Annotated in this window: 14 protein-coding genes and 2 pseudogenes; 15 read left to right on the top strand and 1 reads right to left on the bottom strand. The window is 74.7% G+C overall.

Going from position 1 to position 14,597, the window contains the following annotated elements; genetic code table 11:
* Window positions 1–5 precede the first annotated feature (5 nt).
* The 10 genes and pseudogenes from FHN55_RS13295 to nusB all read left to right on the top strand — a co-directional run bounded on the left by FHN55_RS13295 (window position 6) and on the right by nusB (window position 8,941).
* Window positions 6–833, top strand: a complete 828-nt coding sequence (locus FHN55_RS13295; protein WP_139712780.1) for an A24 family peptidase — start codon at window positions 6–8, stop codon at window positions 831–833.
* Window positions 834–917: 84 nt separating this feature from the next.
* Entirely contained in the window at window positions 918–1,943 is a 1,026-nt protein-coding gene (gene pilM, locus FHN55_RS13300; RefSeq protein ID WP_180357821.1) for a type IV pilus assembly protein PilM, read from the top strand.
* Complete coding sequence (locus FHN55_RS13305) at window positions 1,940–2,662, top strand: PilN domain-containing protein (RefSeq protein WP_139712782.1); 723 nt, start codon at window positions 1,940–1,942, stop codon at window positions 2,660–2,662. Before pilM ends, FHN55_RS13305 begins: the two co-directional genes overlap by 4 nt.
* 1 nt (window position 2,663) lies before the next feature.
* A complete protein-coding gene (locus FHN55_RS13310; RefSeq protein WP_139712783.1) occupies window positions 2,664–3,425 on the top strand; it encodes a type 4a pilus biogenesis protein PilO in 762 nt (253 codons plus the stop codon).
* 20 nt (window positions 3,426–3,445) lie between these two features.
* On the top strand, window positions 3,446–4,681 hold the full coding sequence (locus tag FHN55_RS13315) for a hypothetical protein (RefSeq protein WP_139712784.1): 1,236 nt from the start codon (window positions 3,446–3,448) through the stop codon (window positions 4,679–4,681).
* A gap of 110 nt (window positions 4,682–4,791) precedes the next feature.
* Window positions 4,792–5,955 (top strand): annotated as a pseudogene (gene aroC / locus FHN55_RS13320) (chorismate synthase); the annotation flags it as partial.
* 86 nt (window positions 5,956–6,041) lie between these two features.
* Window positions 6,042–6,578, top strand: coding sequence for a shikimate kinase (locus FHN55_RS13325; RefSeq protein ID WP_139712786.1), 537 nt, complete (start codon window positions 6,042–6,044; stop codon window positions 6,576–6,578).
* 150 nt (window positions 6,579–6,728) lie between these two features.
* On the top strand, window positions 6,729–7,850 hold the full coding sequence (gene aroB / locus FHN55_RS13330; RefSeq protein WP_257570957.1) for a 3-dehydroquinate synthase: 1,122 nt from the start codon (window positions 6,729–6,731) through the stop codon (window positions 7,848–7,850).
* A 72-nt stretch (window positions 7,851–7,922) separates the two neighbouring features.
* Window positions 7,923–8,483, top strand: a complete 561-nt coding sequence (gene efp, locus FHN55_RS13335) for an elongation factor P (protein ID WP_139712787.1) — start codon at window positions 7,923–7,925, stop codon at window positions 8,481–8,483.
* Between the two features lie 44 nt (window positions 8,484–8,527).
* A complete protein-coding gene (gene nusB / locus FHN55_RS13340) occupies window positions 8,528–8,941 on the top strand; it encodes a transcription antitermination factor NusB (protein WP_139712788.1) in 414 nt (137 codons plus the stop codon).
* A gap of 117 nt (window positions 8,942–9,058) precedes the next feature.
* Here nusB and FHN55_RS13345 read toward each other — a convergent pair whose 3' ends face one another.
* A complete protein-coding gene (locus FHN55_RS13345; protein ID WP_139712789.1) occupies window positions 9,059–9,565 on the bottom strand; it encodes a transcriptional regulator in 507 nt (168 codons plus the stop codon).
* A gap of 342 nt (window positions 9,566–9,907) precedes the next feature.
* On the opposite strand from FHN55_RS13345, the gene pyrR reads away from it, so the two are divergent.
* The 5 genes and pseudogenes from pyrR to carA all read left to right on the top strand — a co-directional run.
* Window positions 9,908–10,540, top strand: a complete 633-nt coding sequence (pyrR, locus tag FHN55_RS13350) for a bifunctional pyr operon transcriptional regulator/uracil phosphoribosyltransferase PyrR (protein ID WP_139712790.1) — start codon at window positions 9,908–9,910, stop codon at window positions 10,538–10,540.
* Window positions 10,537–11,505, top strand: coding sequence for an aspartate carbamoyltransferase catalytic subunit (locus FHN55_RS13355; protein WP_139712791.1), 969 nt, complete (start codon window positions 10,537–10,539; stop codon window positions 11,503–11,505). Before pyrR ends, FHN55_RS13355 begins: the two co-directional genes overlap by 4 nt.
* A 2-nt stretch (window positions 11,506–11,507) precedes the next feature.
* Window positions 11,508–12,848 (top strand): dihydroorotase, encoded by a 1,341-nt coding sequence (locus FHN55_RS13360; protein ID WP_218974661.1) that lies wholly within the window; start codon window positions 11,508–11,510, stop codon window positions 12,846–12,848.
* Window positions 12,836–13,465: a hypothetical protein gene (locus FHN55_RS13365; RefSeq protein WP_139712793.1), complete on the top strand. Its 630-nt coding sequence runs from the start codon at window positions 12,836–12,838 to the stop codon at window positions 13,463–13,465. Before FHN55_RS13360 ends, FHN55_RS13365 begins: the two co-directional genes overlap by 13 nt.
* A pseudogene (carA, locus tag FHN55_RS13370) lies at window positions 13,462–14,580 on the top strand (glutamine-hydrolyzing carbamoyl-phosphate synthase small subunit); the annotation flags it as partial. The gene FHN55_RS13365 and the pseudogene carA, both read left to right, overlap by 4 nt.
* Between the last annotated feature and the right edge of the window lie 17 nt (window positions 14,581–14,597).

Consider the following 14,597-nt stretch of genomic DNA (forward strand, 5'->3'; position numbering starts at 1 on the left):
TCGCCATGCCCGCGACAGCAGTGGACGCCCCGCTCGTGACGCTCCTGGCGGTCCTCGCAGGTGTCGTGGGGCTGGCCGTCGGCTCGTTCCTCAACGTGGTCGTCTGGCGCGTCCCCCGCGGCCTGTCGGTGGTCCGCCCCTCGAGCGCTTGCCCGGTGTGCGCTGCGCCGGTCGCGCCGCGCGACAACGTCCCCGTCCTGTCGTGGCTGCTGCTGCGGGCGCAGTGCCGGTCGTGCGCGAGCCCGATCAGCATCCGCTACCCCATGGTCGAGGTGGGTACGAGCGTGCTGTTCGCAGCGGCGGCGGTCTGGGCCGCACGCAGTGGACAGCTGCCGCTGCTGCCGGCCCTGCTGTACCTCGTCGCCGCCGGCATGGCGCTCGCCCTCATCGACCTGGACGTGCGGCGCCTGCCGGACGCGATCGTGCTGCCCTCCTACGCAGCGGCCGCGATCCTGCTGGGCCTGGCGGCGCTCATCCAGCACGACGGAGCAGCACTGCTGCGCGCCGTGGGCGGGGGGGCGCTGCTGTGGCTCCTCTACTTCGCCCTGGCCGTGGCCAGACCGGGAGGCATGGGCTTCGGCGACGTCAAGCTGGCGGGGGTGCTCGGCGCCTACCTCGGGTACGCCGGGTGGGCGGCCCTGGTGGTCGGAGGCTTCGCCGCCTTCCTCCTGGGCGGCCTGGCAGGCGCCGCCCTGCTCGCCGTCCGACGGACCGATCGGACCGGCACCCTGCCCTTCGGCCCCTTCATGCTCGGCGCCGCCGTGCTCGGCCTCGTCGCCGGCCACGACATCGGCTCGTGGTACCTCGAAGTGAGCGGGCTCGTTCCCGCCTGAAGGCTCAAGTCCGCCGGGGATCGGCCGATCAGGAGGTGATGGCGCTGCAGGGCAGCGCTGCACCACCTATCGAGGAGGGCTTCTGTGAGCCGTCGCACGACCATCGGGCTCGACATCGGGTCCGGGGCGGTGCGCGCAGCCGAGCTCTCGTTCGGCTCCGCCGGGGTGGTGCTCGAGCGGTGCGCGACAGCCCCCCTGCCCGCCAGCGCGGTCCGCGACGGCGAGGTGGTCGACACCGCCGCCGTCTCAGCAGCCCTCGTCGAGCTGTGGCGCTCCGGGCGCTTCTCGCACCGACGCGTCACGGTCGGCATCGCCAACCCTCGAGTGGTCGTCAGGGAGGTGGAGATGCCGCACATGCCGGCTGCCGATCTCAAGAAGGCACTGCCGTTCCAGGTGCAGGACGTCCTGCCCATGCCCGTCGACGCCGCCGTCTTGGACTTCCACCCACTGGAGGTCCGTGGCACAGGACCCGGAGCCGTGGTGCGCGGGCTGCTGGTCGCAGCCTGGCGCGACACCGTCCTGCCACTGGTCTCCGCCGTCCACGGCGCGAAGCTGCTCCCGGAGGCGGTCGACCTGACGGCTTTCGCGGTGCTGCGCGCCGTGGGCTCCGGCACCGGCGCTGACGCTGGCACTGAGGCCATCGTCGACATCGGCTCCACCGTCACCCAGGTGGTCGTGCACTCCGGTGGTGCCCCCCACTTCGTGCGCATCCTGCTCTGCGGGGGAGACGACATCACCGGTGCGCTCGCGGAGCGAGCGGGCCTGAGCACGGCGGAGGCCGAGCGGCTCAAGCGGGAGCTCGACACGGGCGAGGTGGTGGACCCATCAGCCGCGGATGCGGTCCGCTCGGCGTCGCAGACGCTCCTCGACGAGGTGCGCAGCACCATCGACTACGCCACCGCGACGAGCGGCCACCGTCCTGACCGCGTGGTCCTCACCGGCGGGGGCGCCCGCCAGGGCGGCCTGGACCTGCAGCTGTCCGCCATGACCGGCCTCCCCGTCGAGGTGGGTTCGCTGACGCACCGGATCCAGCCGGGCCGGCGCCTCGGGAACGAGCACCCCGACTCGGCCACCATGGCCGTCGGCCTGGCTCTCGGAGCCGCATCATGACCGCGACGCCCTTCGCGCCGTCCGCCGCGCAGGCCGTCGAGCCGGCCCCGCCTTCAACCGTGCAGGTCAACTGGTCCGCTCCGCGGGTCAACCTCCTGCCGCTCGAAGTGGTGGTGGCCCGCCGGGTCCGACGCGCGCAGCGCGGCGCAGCCCTCGCCGCTGCCGGAGCCGCAGCCCTGGTGGGGTGCGTCTGGGCCCTCGGGCTCGGCAGCACCGCCCACCAGCAGCAGCGGCTGGACGAGGCGACAGCGCGCCTCACGGCCCTGCAGGCCGAGCAGGCGCAGTACGCCGCCGCCCCCCAGGTCCTCAAGCAGCTCGAGACCGTTCGCGACACCAGGGCCCAGGCCATGGCGCAGGACGTCGCCTGGTACTCCTACGTCGACTCGCTGACCCGAGCGCTCCCCGCCACGGCGTGGCTGGTCAGCGTGCAGACGTCGCTCTCCGCCGCTGGTTCCGCGGCAGCGCCCGCGACCACGGGCGGGACCGGCACAGCCGGAACCTCGAGCGTCGGCTCGGTCACCATCTCAGCCCGATCGACGAGCTACGACGACGTCGCCGCCTACCTCGACGCGCTGGCGGCCGTCCCCGGTGTCGCTGACGTGTTCCTGTCGACGTCGACGAGCGACGCCTCCGGCTCGGCACCGGTGATCAGCTTCACGGTCACGGCCTCCGTCACCGACGCCGCGCTCACCCACCGCTTCGACGCGAAGGAGAGCTGACGTGACCACCAACGCCCTGCTGTCCGTGAGCTCGGCTCCGCCGAGGGCCCTGCCGCAGCCGCGGCTGTGGGTCGCCGCCGGGGCTGGCGCCGTGGTCGTCGTCCTGCTGGCGGGCTGGCTGCTCGTCATCGCACCGCAGCGCACCGCGGTGGACGACCTGCGCGCCTCCACCGAGCAGGTCGAGTCCAGCGAGTCGGTGCTGTCCGCGCGGGTCACCCAGCTGAAGCAGGACTTCGCCTCCCTGCCCGAGCGGCAGGCGGAGCTCGCTGCGGTCGAAGGCCAACTGCCCGCTGGCGCCGAGCTGCCCTCCCTCGTGCGGGCGCTGAGGTCGGCTGCCACCGGCTCGGGGGTCGAGCTGATCAGCTTGACGCCGTCGCCGCTGGTCGTCCCCGCTGCTGCCGCGAGCACGACCCCCGCGGGAGGCGACGCCCTGCCGGGTGACGGCGCGACCGCCGAGACGGCCCCGACCACCGCCACGACGGCGTCCACCGGTGCCGGTGCGCTCCAGCAGCTCCCGCTGTCGGTGACCGCCGCGGGTACCTACGAGGGGCTGGAACGCTTCCTGGAGGTGGTGCAGAACCAGGACCGGCTCGTCCTCCTCACAGGCACGTCCTTCGCGCCAGGCGAGGCCAGCAGCTCCGGGTTGAGCCTGACCATCACGGGCACCGCGTTCGTCCTGCCGCCCGCAGCACCCGCCTCTTCGACCCCGAGTGCCGCGGCACCTCCCGGTGCGGCGCCCGCTGGCGCCGTCCAGACCAGCTGACCGAAGAGCCAGGAGCAGCGATGACCACCAGCCCGCACGGTCCGACCGCCGACGGCGGCCCCGGCCCCGCGCCGGACGCCAGCGACCCCTTCGGCGCCGTCTTCACCTTCGCGGCCACCGAGCCGGGCCCGGGGGACTTCGGCCAGGTCCACGGTGCCCCCGAAGCGAGCCACCGCTGGGCGGAGCCGGCGCACGACGCGGACGAGGCCGTCACGCTGTGGGCGTCGACGGGACCCTCGTCCGGGGACCCCGGTGCGCTGCTGGGTCCGTCACCCGAGGGCCTCGCGCCCTTCGGGCGTCCGAGCTCGCAGGCGAGCACCGGCGCGCTCGCCACCACCGTCACAGAGCTCACGGCGACCGCCGTCAGCACCGTCCCTGCGCCTCGCACCGCGGTGGAGGCCGAGACGGCTCTGACGCCCATCTCGCTGCCCGCCGAGGCCCGGGTCAGCCGGCGAGTCAGCCCGGTCATCGCCGTGGCCGTCGCTGCTGGTGCCGTGGCCGTGGGGGCCCTCGCAGCCTTCGCCCTGACCTCCGGGTCCACTTCGACCGGCGAGGAGGTCATCGCCGTCGCGACGGCACCGGCCACCGGAGCCCCGAGCGCCGGACCCACCGCTGTCCCCAGCCCGGTGTCGAGCGCGAGTGCGGGGACCGATGCTGGGCGAGGTGCCTCCGGCGCGCTGTTCTCGCCCAACCCGAGGGACCCGTTCGCCGCGCTGGTCGGCATGCCCGACCCGGCCTCGGGCGGGGCTCCCGCGGACGGGACGGGCGCGGACGGGGCAGCAGTCAGCCAAGGGACTCAGCCCGTGATCGGCGGCGCATCCGGCGGTACTGCTCTGGGGAGCACGGGCTCGACGGTGACCCCTGTCGGTCGGAGTGGGACGGGCACGGGGGCGACGGGCACCACGGGCGTTCTGGGGGACTCTCCCGCGCCCACCCCTTCACCGACGGCGCTGTCCAGGTCCCAGGTCTGTTCTGCGGTCACCGACCCGATGAACCAGGTCGAGCAGCTGCTCGCCGGCAGCGCGAACGGTGCCACGGCGGCCGTCGACGCCGGGCTGGCCCTGCGCACGCCCGTCGCGGTGCTCCGCACCGCGGTCTCGCTGACCAGCGACTCCCGCCTCGCCGGGCGCCTCGACATCGCGGCGAGCACCGCCGAGGCGCTGCGCGCCCAGCTCATCGCCGGCACCGCCGTGACCTCCGGCCAGGTGGCCACCCAGGTCTCCCGCGACGCCGACGTGCGCAGCGCCTGCTCCTGACGCCGCCCCGGCCCCGGGTGCCCGCGCCGCGGGCCCCGGGGCGGGACGGCGCCTGACGGGGGCCACGGGTCGTCGTCGTCCTCGGCGGCCGTGGGAGGATCAGCCACGTGCTGCGCTGGCTGACCGCGGGGGAGTCCCACGGCCCCGCCCTCGTCGGGGTGCTCGAGGGCCTGCCCTCGGGCGTCTCCGTGACCACCGACGTCCTCGTCGCCGCCCTCGCGCGGCGCCGCCTCGGCTACGGCCGCGGGGCGCGCATGAGCTTCGAGCAGGACGAGGTCACCGTGCTCGGCGGCCTGCGCCACGGCGTGACGCAGGGCGGCCCATTCGCCGTGACGATCGGCAACACCGAGTGGCCGAAGTGGTCCACCGTGATGGCCGCGGACCCGGTGGACCCCTCGCTGCTGAAGACCACCGGCCGCAACGCGGCCCTCACGCGCCCGCGCCCGGGCCACGCCGACCTCGTGGGCATGCAGAAGCACGGGTTCGGCGAGGCCCGCCCGGTGCTCGAGCGCGCCAGCGCCCGCGAGACCGCCACCCGGGTGGCCCTGGGCGCGGTGGCCGCCGCCTTCCTCGAGCAGGCCGCCGGGATCCGCCTGGTCTCCCACACCGTCTCCCTGGGCCCGGTGGCCGTGCCCGAGGGCTCGCCGCTGCCGCACCCCGACGACGTCGCCGCCCTCGACGCCGACCCGCTGCGCTGCCACCACGCGGCCACCAGCGCCCGCATGGTCGAGGAGGTCGACGCCTGCCACAAGGAGGGCGACACCCTCGGCGGCGTGGTCGAGGTGCTCGCCTACGGCCTGCCGCCGGGCTTGGGCAGCCACACCCACTGGGACCGCCGCATCGACGGCCGCCTCGCGCAGGCGCTCATGGGCATCCAGGCCATCAAGGGCGTCGAGGTCGGTGACGGCTTCGAGACCGCCCGCCGCCGCGGCTCCGCCGCCCACGACGAGATCGAGCTGGGCCCCGACGGCGTGATGCGGCGGCGCACCGCCCGCGCCGGCGGCACCGAGGGCGGCATGACCACGGGCGAGGTGCTGCGGGTGCGCGCCGCCATGAAGCCCATCGCCACCGTCCCACGGGCGCTGGCCACGGTGGACGTGGCCACCGGGGAGGCCACCCAGGCGCACCACCAGCGCTCGGACGTCTGCGCCGTGCCGGCCGCCGGCGTCGTCGCGGAGGCGATGGTCGCGCTGGTGCTCGCCGACGCCCTGCTGGAGAAGTTCGGCGGTGACTCGGTGCCCGAGACCGCGCGGAACGTCCGCGCCTACCTCGAGGCCGTCCCGGAGCTGCTGCGCACCCACATCGACGGCGCCGACGGCGCTGACGGGGCCCGCAGCGCTGCCGGCAGCGCACCGGACGCCTGAGCGTGGCCCCCAGGGTCGTCCTCGTCGGCCCGATGGGGTCCGGCAAGTCCGCGGTGGGCGCGCTGCTCGCCGCCGACCTGGGCGTGCAGCTGCGCGACACGGACGCCGACGTCGAGGCCGTGGCCGGCCGCCCGGTGTCCGTGGTCTTCGCCGAGGAGGGCGAGCCGGCGTTCCGCGCGCTGGAGCGCGCCGCCGTGGTGGACGCCCTCGCCGAGCACACCGGGGTGGTGTCGCTGGGCGGCGGCTCCGTGCTCGACGACGGCACCCGGGCCGACCTCGTGGCGCTGCGCTCGCCCGTGGTGCTGCTGACGGCCACGTGGGAGCACGTGCGCGACAGGCTCGGCGACACCAGCAGCCGGCCCGTGCTCTCCGGGGGGCCCGGGGGAGCTGCAGGTGCCGAGGCGCGCTGGCGCGAGGTCATGGCGGCGCGCGAGAAGCACTACGCCGAGGTCGCCGACCACGTGGTCCCCACCGACGGCCGGACCGCACGCGCCGTCGCCGACGTCGTCCTGCGCCTGCTCGCCGCCGGCTGAGGCGCACCCTCCTCCCGCACTCGGGTGTCCGAGTGCGGCTTCGTGGCACCCCGATGTCGCACTCGGGTGCGCGAGTGCGGCTCGGTGGGGTGTTGATCGCGCACTCGGGTGCGCGAGTGCGTGGCGGGGGGCTCCGTAGGATCGGCGGTCGTGAGCACTGCGACGCCGCCCGCCGCGCCGACCGCCGAGAGCACGGGCGGGCCGACCCGGATCACGGTGGCCGGGGAGGCGCCCTACGACGTCCTCGTCGGCACCGGCCTGCTCGGCGAGCTGCCGGGCCTGCTCGGCGAGCGCGTCCAGCGCGTGCTCGTGGTGCACCCCCGCGCGCTCGCGGCCACGGGGGAGGCGGTCCGCGACGACCTCGCCGCCGCGGGCTTCGAGGCCTACCTCGCCGAGGTGCCCGACGGCGAGGACGCCAAGCGCGCCGAGGTGGCGGCCTTCTGCTGGGGTGTGCTCGGCCAGGCCGGCTTCACGCGCACCGACGCGGTCGTCGGCGTCGGCGGGGGAGCGGTGACGGACCTCGCCGGCTTCGTGGCCGCCACGTGGCTGCGCGGCGTGAGGGTCGTGCAGGTCCCCACCACGCTGCTGGCCATGGTCGACGCGGCCGTCGGCGGCAAGACCGGCATCAACACCAAGGAGGGCAAGAACCTCGTCGGCTCCTTCCACCCGCCCGCCGGGGTGCTGTGCGACCTCGCGGCGCTGCGCACGCTCCCGGTGAACGACCTGGTGGCCGGCATGGCCGAGGTGGTCAAGTGCGGCTTCATCGCCGACCCGCGCATCCTGGAGCTGGTCGAGGCGGACCCGGCCGCCGTGCGCGACGCCGGCGCACCTGTCATCCGCGAGCTGGTCGAGCGCGCGGTGCAGGTCAAGGCCGACGTGGTGGGCCAGGACCTCAAGGAGTCGGGCCTGCGCGAGATCCTCAACTACGGACACACCCTCGGGCACGCCATCGAGCTGGTGGAGCGCTACGAGTGGCGCCACGGCGCCGCCGTGAGCATCGGCATGGTCTACGTCGCCGAGCTCGCCCGCCTGGCCGGCCGCCTCGACGACGCCGTGGTCGACAGGCACCGCAGCGTGCTCGGCGCCGTCGGCCTGCCGCTGACCTACCGCGGCGACCGCTGGCCGCAGCTGCTCGAGGGCATGAGACGCGACAAGAAGACCCGCGGCGACCTGCTGCGCTTCGTCGTCCTCGACGACGTCGCCAGGCCGAGCCGCCTCGAGGGCCCGGACCCGTCGCTGATGGCCGCCGCCTACTCCGCCATCAGCGCGTGACCCGCGGCGCCCCCAGCGCCTGAGATCGCCGGCGTCCGGGGCACCGCCCGGGCGCCGGTAACATCGCTCCACGTGGCATCGACGAACGACCTGAAGAACGGCCTCGTGCTCAACCTCGACGGACAGCTGTGGTCCGTCGTCGAGTTCCAGCACGTCAAGCCCGGCAAGGGCGGCGCGTTCGTCCGCAGCAAGCTCAAGAACGTGCTGTCCGGCAAGGTGGTGGACCGCACCTTCAACGCCGGCACCAAGGTCGACACCGCCACCGTCGACAAGCGCGACATGCAGTACCTGTACCGCGACGGCTCCGACTTCGTCTTCATGGACTCGGACACCTACGACCAGATCACCGTGGCCGAGGAGACCGTGGGCGACGCCGCCAACTTCCTCCTCGAGAGCGCCGAGGTCATCGTCGCCGTCCACGAGGGCACCCCGCTGTACGTCGAGCTGCCCACCTCCGTGGTGCTCGAGGTGACGTACACCGAGCCGGGCCTGCAGGGCGACCGCTCCACCGGCGGCACCAAGCCCGCCACCGTCGAGACCGGGTACCAGATCCAGGTGCCGCTGTTCCTGGAGACCGGCACCAAGGTCAAGGTCGACACGCGCACCGGGGACTACCTCGGCCGCGTCAACTGACCTCCTGCAGACCCGCAGGATGACGACGACGACGGACCGCTGACGTGGCTGCCCGGACCAAGGCCCGCAAGCGCGCCCTCGACCTCCTCTTCGAGGCCGAGCAGCGCGGGCTCGACCCGGTGACCCTCGCCGCCGACCGGCTGGCCAGCGGGCACGTCCCCGTGCCGCAGTACAGCCTCGACCTCGTCGAGGGCGTGCAGGCCCACCGGGAGCGCATCGACGAGCTGCTGGAGACCTACTCGCACGGCTGGCCGCTGGACCGCATGCCGTCCGTGGACCGCAACCTGCTGCGCATCGGCGTGTTCGAGCTGGTCTGGTGCGACGACGTGCCTGACGCCGTCGCCGTGTCCGAGGCGGTGGGGCTGGCCTCGGAGCTGAGCACCGACGAGTCGCCGGCCTTCGTCAACGGCCTCCTCAGCCGCCTCATGGAGCTCAAGCCGGGGCTCGTCGACAGCTGATCGTCACAGCTGGTGAGCGCGACCGACGCAGAAGACCCCCGCACCGGGATCCGGTGCGGGGGTCTTCGTCTCGCTGAGTGATCAGCCACGGGCGCTCAGGGCCGGGGCGATACCGCCTCAGCCGTTCTGCGCGACGGCGCGGCGGGCGTCGGGGTCGAGCACGCCCCAGCTGATGAGCTCCTCCGCGAGCTGCTGCGGCGGGAGGTCGTAGATGACGGCGAGGGCGCGCAGGTCGTCCGAGCGGATCGAGAGCACCTTGCCGTTGTAGTCGCCGCGCTGGCTCTGGATGGTGGCGGCGTAGCGCGCGAGCGGACCGGCCTTCTCCGAGGGCACGGACTGCAGGCGCTCCAGGTCGAGCACGAGCTTCGGCGGAGGCTCGCTGTGACCTGCGCTGCCGCCGTCCGGCAGGAGCGCCGAGACCGGCACGCCGTAGAAGTCCGCCAGCTCGGCGAGGCGCTGCACGGTGACCGCGCGGTCGCCGCGCTCGTAGGAGCCGACCACCACCGCCTTCCACTGCCCGTTCGAGCGCTGCTCCACGCCCTGCAGGGACAGGCCCTGCTGGGTGCGGATGGCGCGCAGCCGGCTGCCGAGCGCCTTGGCGTACCCCGATCCTTCCTCAGACATGCCGTCCCCTCTCTCTGTCACGTGCACACACATCTACTGACAGTGATCGTCACGGGGAGTGACCTGCAGGTCAACCTCAACGACGTCACAGGCAGTAACTGTTCACCCAGAGTGACCATCGACGACCTGACGGCGACTGCCGTCGACGGCCGAACCGTCCCCCGGCACAGCGTCCCAGAGCTGCGTCCGCTTCCGCGGGCGGCCCACCGCAGCGCCCGTCACCGGGAGGCGGCCCGGGACGTCGGTGCCCCCCGCGTGCAGTACGGTCGGAGGCGCACCTGAGAACCGACGTCCTTCAACCTCCGTCCTGTGAGGCGGGGAAGGAGTCAGTGAGTCACGAGCATGGCTGACGCACGCCCCACCACCGGTCCCTCCGCCGGCCCCACCGCCGCCGGTCACTCGGCGACCGTCCTCGACGCCGCCGAGATCTCCCGGGCGCTGACCCGCATCGCGCACGAGCTGCTGGAGCGCAACAAGGGCCCGCAGGGCCTCGTGCTCATGGGCGTCCCGCGCCGCGGCACCCACCTCGCCCGCCGCCTCGCCCAGCGCCTGGCCCAGGTCGAGCCCGGCTTCGACGCCGTCGCCTGCACCGGCTCGCTCGACGTGACGATGCACCGCGACGACCTGCGCCGGAACCCCACCCGAGCCCCTGAGCCCACCACGCTGCCCGCCGCCGGCATCGACGGCACCACGGTCGTCCTCGTCGACGACGTCCTCTACTCCGGCCGCACCGTGCGCGCCGCGCTCGACGCCCTGTCCGACCTGGGCCGCCCGCGCGCCGTCCGCCTCGCGGTGCTGGTGGACCGCGGCCACCGCGAGCTGCCGATCCGCGCCGACCACGTGGGCAAGAACCTGCCGACGTCCACGGCCGAGCGCGTCTTCGTGCGCCTGGAGGAGACGGACGGCGTGGACGAGGTCCGCATCGAGTCCAGCGACGGTCCCGTCGCCGGCGGCGGGGAGGGGAGCTCCCGGTGAGGCACCTGCTGTCCGCCGCCGACCTCTCCCGCGCGGAGGCCGTGCGCCTCCTCGACGTGGCCGAGCAGATGGCCGCCACCCAGCAGCGCGAGATCAAGAAGCTCCCCGCGCTGCGCGGTCGCACGGTGGTCAACCTCTTCTTCGAGGACTCCACGCGCACCCGCCTCAGCTTCGAGACCGCCGCCAAGCGCCTCTCCGCCGACGTCATCACCTTCTCCGCCAAGGGCTCCAGCGTCTCCAAGGGCGAGAGCCTCAAGGACACGGCGCTGACGCTGCAGGCGATGGGCGCCGACGCCGTGGTGGTCCGCCACTCCTCCTCCGGCGCCCCGCACCGGCTCGCGGAGAAGGGCTGGACCTCCGGAGCCGTGCTCAACGCCGGTGACGGCACCCACGAGCACCCCACGCAGGCCCTGCTCGACGCCTTCACGCTGCGCCGCCACCTCGTCGGCGGCGGCGCGCTGGGCGCTGCCGCGGGGGCGGACCTCGCCGGGCGCCGCGTGGTCGTCGTCGGCGACGTGCTGCACAGCCGGGTGGCCCGGTCCAACGTGCGCCTGCTGCACACCCTGGGCGCGCAGGTGACGCTGGTGGCTCCGCCCACGCTGCTGCCGCTGGGGGTGGAGACCTGGCCCTGCGAGGTCTCCTACGACCTCGACGCCGCCCTGGCCGGGCAGACGTCGGGCCCCCCCGACGCGGTGATGGCGCTGCGCGTGCAGCTGGAGCGCATGAACGCTGCCTACTTCCCCTCCGCCCGGGAGTACTCGCGCCGCTACGGGGTGACGGCCGAGCGGCTCGCGGGCCTGCCCCCGCACGCCCAGCTGCTGCACCCCGGACCCATGAACCGCGGCCTGGAGATCACCGCCGAGGCCGCCGACGGACCGCGCTCCCGCGTGGTCGAGCAGGTGACCAACGGGGTCGCGGTGCGCATGGCCGCGCTGTACCTGCTGCTCGCCGGAGAAGAGGAGTGATGGTGGAGACGACCCTCGTCAGGGGCGCGCGCCCGTTCGGCGGCGAGCCGGCCGACCTGCTGCTGCGCGACGGCGCCATCGCCGAGGTGGGCGCCGCCGGGTCGCTGGCCGCGCCCGACGGCGCACGCACCGTGGAGGCCGAGGGTCTCATCGCGCTGCCGGGCCTGGTGGACCTGCACACCCACCTGCGCGAGCCGGGCCGCGAGGACGCCGAGACCGTCGAGACCGGCACCCGCGCGGCCGCGCTCGGCGGCTACACCGCCGTGCACGCCATGGCCAACACCGCACCCGTCGCGGACACCGCCGGTGTGGTCGAGCAGGTCTGGCGGCTGGGCCGCCAGGCGGGCTGGTGCGACGTGCGCCCCGTCGGCGCCGTGACGATCGGCCTGGCGGGGGAGCGGCTCGCCGAGCTCGGCGCCATGGCCGACTCCGCCGCCGGCGTGCGCGTCTTCTCCGACGACGGCAAGTGCGTCTTCGACGCCGTGCTGATGCGCCGCGCCCTGGAGTACGTCAAGGCGTTCGACGGCGTCGTCGCCCAGCACGCCCAGGAGCCGCGCCTCACCGAGGGCGCGCAGATGAACGAGTCGGCGCTGTCCGGGGTGCTCGGGCTGCGCGGCTGGCCCGCGGTCGCCGAGGAGGCGGTCATCGCCCGCGACGTGCTGCTCGCCGGCCACGTCGGCTCCCGCCTGCACGTCTGCCACGTCTCCACCGCGGGGTCCGTCGAGATCGTGCGCTGGGCCAAGGAGCGCGGCGTGGACGTCACCGCCGAGGTCACCCCCCACCACCTGCTCCTCACCGACGAGCTGGTCCGCGGGTACGACCCCGTGTACAAGGTCAACCCGCCCCTGCGCTCCGACGACGACGTGCACGCCCTGCGCGCGGGCGTGGCCGACGGCACCATCGACGTCGTCGCCACCGACCACGCCCCCCACCCCGTGGAGGACAAGGACTGCGAGTGGTCCGCCGCCGCCATGGGGATGACCGGCCTGGAGACCGCGCTGTCCGTGGTGGTCCAGGCGCTGGTCGAGCCCGGCCACCTCGACTGGGCCGGCGTCGCGCGGGTGATGTCGCAGACCCCGTCGCGCATCGGCCGCGTGCGCGGGCAGGGCGGTGGGCTGGTCGCCGGGGACCCGGCGCACGTCGTCCTCGTCGACCCGGCGGCCCGCTGGACCGTCGACCCGGCCGCCATGGCCACGAAGGGCCGCAACAGCCCGTTCGCGGGCCGCGAGCTGCCCGGGCGCGTGGTCGCCACCTTCTACGGCGGCCACCCCACGGTCCTCGACGGCGCCCTGGCCACGCCGCGCGCCGGCGCCGAGCAGCAGGGGGCCTCGTGGACCAGGTGATCGCGGGCCTGGTGCTCCTGGCCCTCGTGCCCGTCATCTGGTGGCTCATGCTCCGCGCCTGGCGCCGGCGCGCGGCTCAGCAGGCCGCCGGCGGGAGCGACCTGCCGGGGCTGCCCGCGCCCGCGCCGCTGCCCCCCGGCGCCGGGGAGGAGTGGGTCGGCGGCACGGCCGAGGCACCCACGCCCGCGGCCGCTCGGACGGTGACCGGCACCTACGTCTCCACCGTGGTCTCCGGCCGCCCCTTCGAGCGCGTCCTCGCGCACGGCCTGGGCAGCCGCAGCCTCGTGGAGCTCGAAGCCCTCAGCGCCCCCGGTGCTGGGACCCCCGCAGGGCAGCCAGCCCTGCTGCTGCGCCGCCCCGGCGCAGCCTCGTTCTCGATCCCCGCCGCTGACCTGGTGCGCGTGAGCCGCGCCCGGGGCCAGGCGGGCAAGGTGATGTTCGGCAAGGAGGACCTCGTCGTGGTGACCTGGCGGCTCGGTGGTGCAGGGGGAGCGGAGGTGGACAGCGCCGTGCGGACCAAGCCGCAGCAGGACGCCGACCGCCTCGTCGCCCTGGTGGAGGGGCTCATCGCCCCCCGTGGTGCAGACGGCTCGACCCACGGGAAGGACGCCGCATGACCGACGACACGACCAGCCCGGCGCTGCTGCTCCTCGAGGACGGCCGCGCCTTCACCGGCCAGGCCTACGGGGCCCTCGGCGAGACCGTCGGCGAGGCCGTCTTCTGCACCGCCATGACCGGCTACCAGGAGACCATCACCGACCCCAGCTACCACCGCCAGGTGGTGGTCATGACCGCCCCGCACATCGGCAACACCGGCTGGAACGACGAGGACGACGAGTCCTCCCGCATCTGGGTGGCCGGCTTCGTCGTCCGCGACCCCGCCCGCCGCGCCTCCAGCTGGCGCTCGCGGCGCGAGCTCGAGCAGGAGCTGGACGCGCAGGGCGTCGTCGGGATCTCCGGGATCGACACCCGCGCCCTGACCCGCCACCTGCGCGAGCGCGGCGCCATGCGCGTCGGCGTCTTCTCCGGGCCGGCCCTGGCCGGTTCGACCCGCGACCAGCTGCTCGAGCGGGTCCGCACCGGCGCCCAGATGAGCGGAGCCGACCTGGCCGGCCAGGTCAGCACGACCGACGCCTACGTGGTGGCGCCGGTCGGGGACAAGCGCCTCACCGTGGCCGCCGTCGACCTGGGCATCAAGTCCAACACGCCGCGCGAGCTGGCCCGCCGCGGCGCCGAGGTGCACGTGCTCCCGGCCATGGCGACCCTGGAGGACGTCCTGGCCGTCAGCCCGGACGGCGTCTTCTTCTCCAACGGGCCCGGCGACCCCAGCGCCGCCACCCACGAGGTCGAGCTGCTGCAGCAGGTGCTCGAGCGCAGGATCCCCTTCTTCGGCATCTGCTACGGCAACCAGCTGCTGGGCCGCGCGCTCGGCCTGGGCACCTACAAGCTGCGCTACGGCCACCGCGGCGTGAACCAGCCGGTGCTCGACAGGTCCACGGGCCGGGTGGAGGTCACCGCGCACAACCACGGCTTCGCCGTGGACGCCCCGCTCGAGGGCTCCACCCCCTCGCCCTTCGGCCGGGTGGAGGTCAGCCACGTCGGCCTCAACGACGGCGTGGTCGAGGGCCTGCGGGTGTCCGGCAGCCCGGCGTTCTCGGTGCAGTACCACCCGGAGGCCGCCGCCGGCCCGCACGACGCCAACTACCTCTTCGACAGGTTCGTCGACCTCGTCGCGGACCCGGGCGCCCC

The sequence above is a fragment of the Streptomyces sp. NP160 genome, from assembly GCF_006335115.1.
Lineage (GTDB): Bacteria > Actinomycetota > Actinomycetes > Actinomycetales > Quadrisphaeraceae > Quadrisphaera.

Excerpts from the sequence above, each read along its gene's own strand:
- FHN55_RS13315 (WP_139712784.1), top strand. The coding sequence starts at position 3,446 with ATGACCACCAGCCCGCACGGTCCGACCGCCGACGGCGGCCCCGGCCCC.
- FHN55_RS13345 (WP_139712789.1), bottom strand. The coding sequence starts at position 9,565 with ATGTCTGAGGAAGGATCGGGGTACGCCAAGGCGCTCGGCAGCCGGCTG.
- pyrR (WP_139712790.1), top strand. The coding sequence starts at position 9,908 with ATGGCTGACGCACGCCCCACCACCGGTCCCTCCGCCGGCCCCACCGCC.
- FHN55_RS13305 (WP_139712782.1), top strand. The coding sequence starts at position 1,940 with ATGACCGCGACGCCCTTCGCGCCGTCCGCCGCGCAGGCCGTCGAGCCG.
- FHN55_RS13295 (WP_139712780.1), top strand. The coding sequence starts at position 6 with ATGCCCGCGACAGCAGTGGACGCCCCGCTCGTGACGCTCCTGGCGGTC.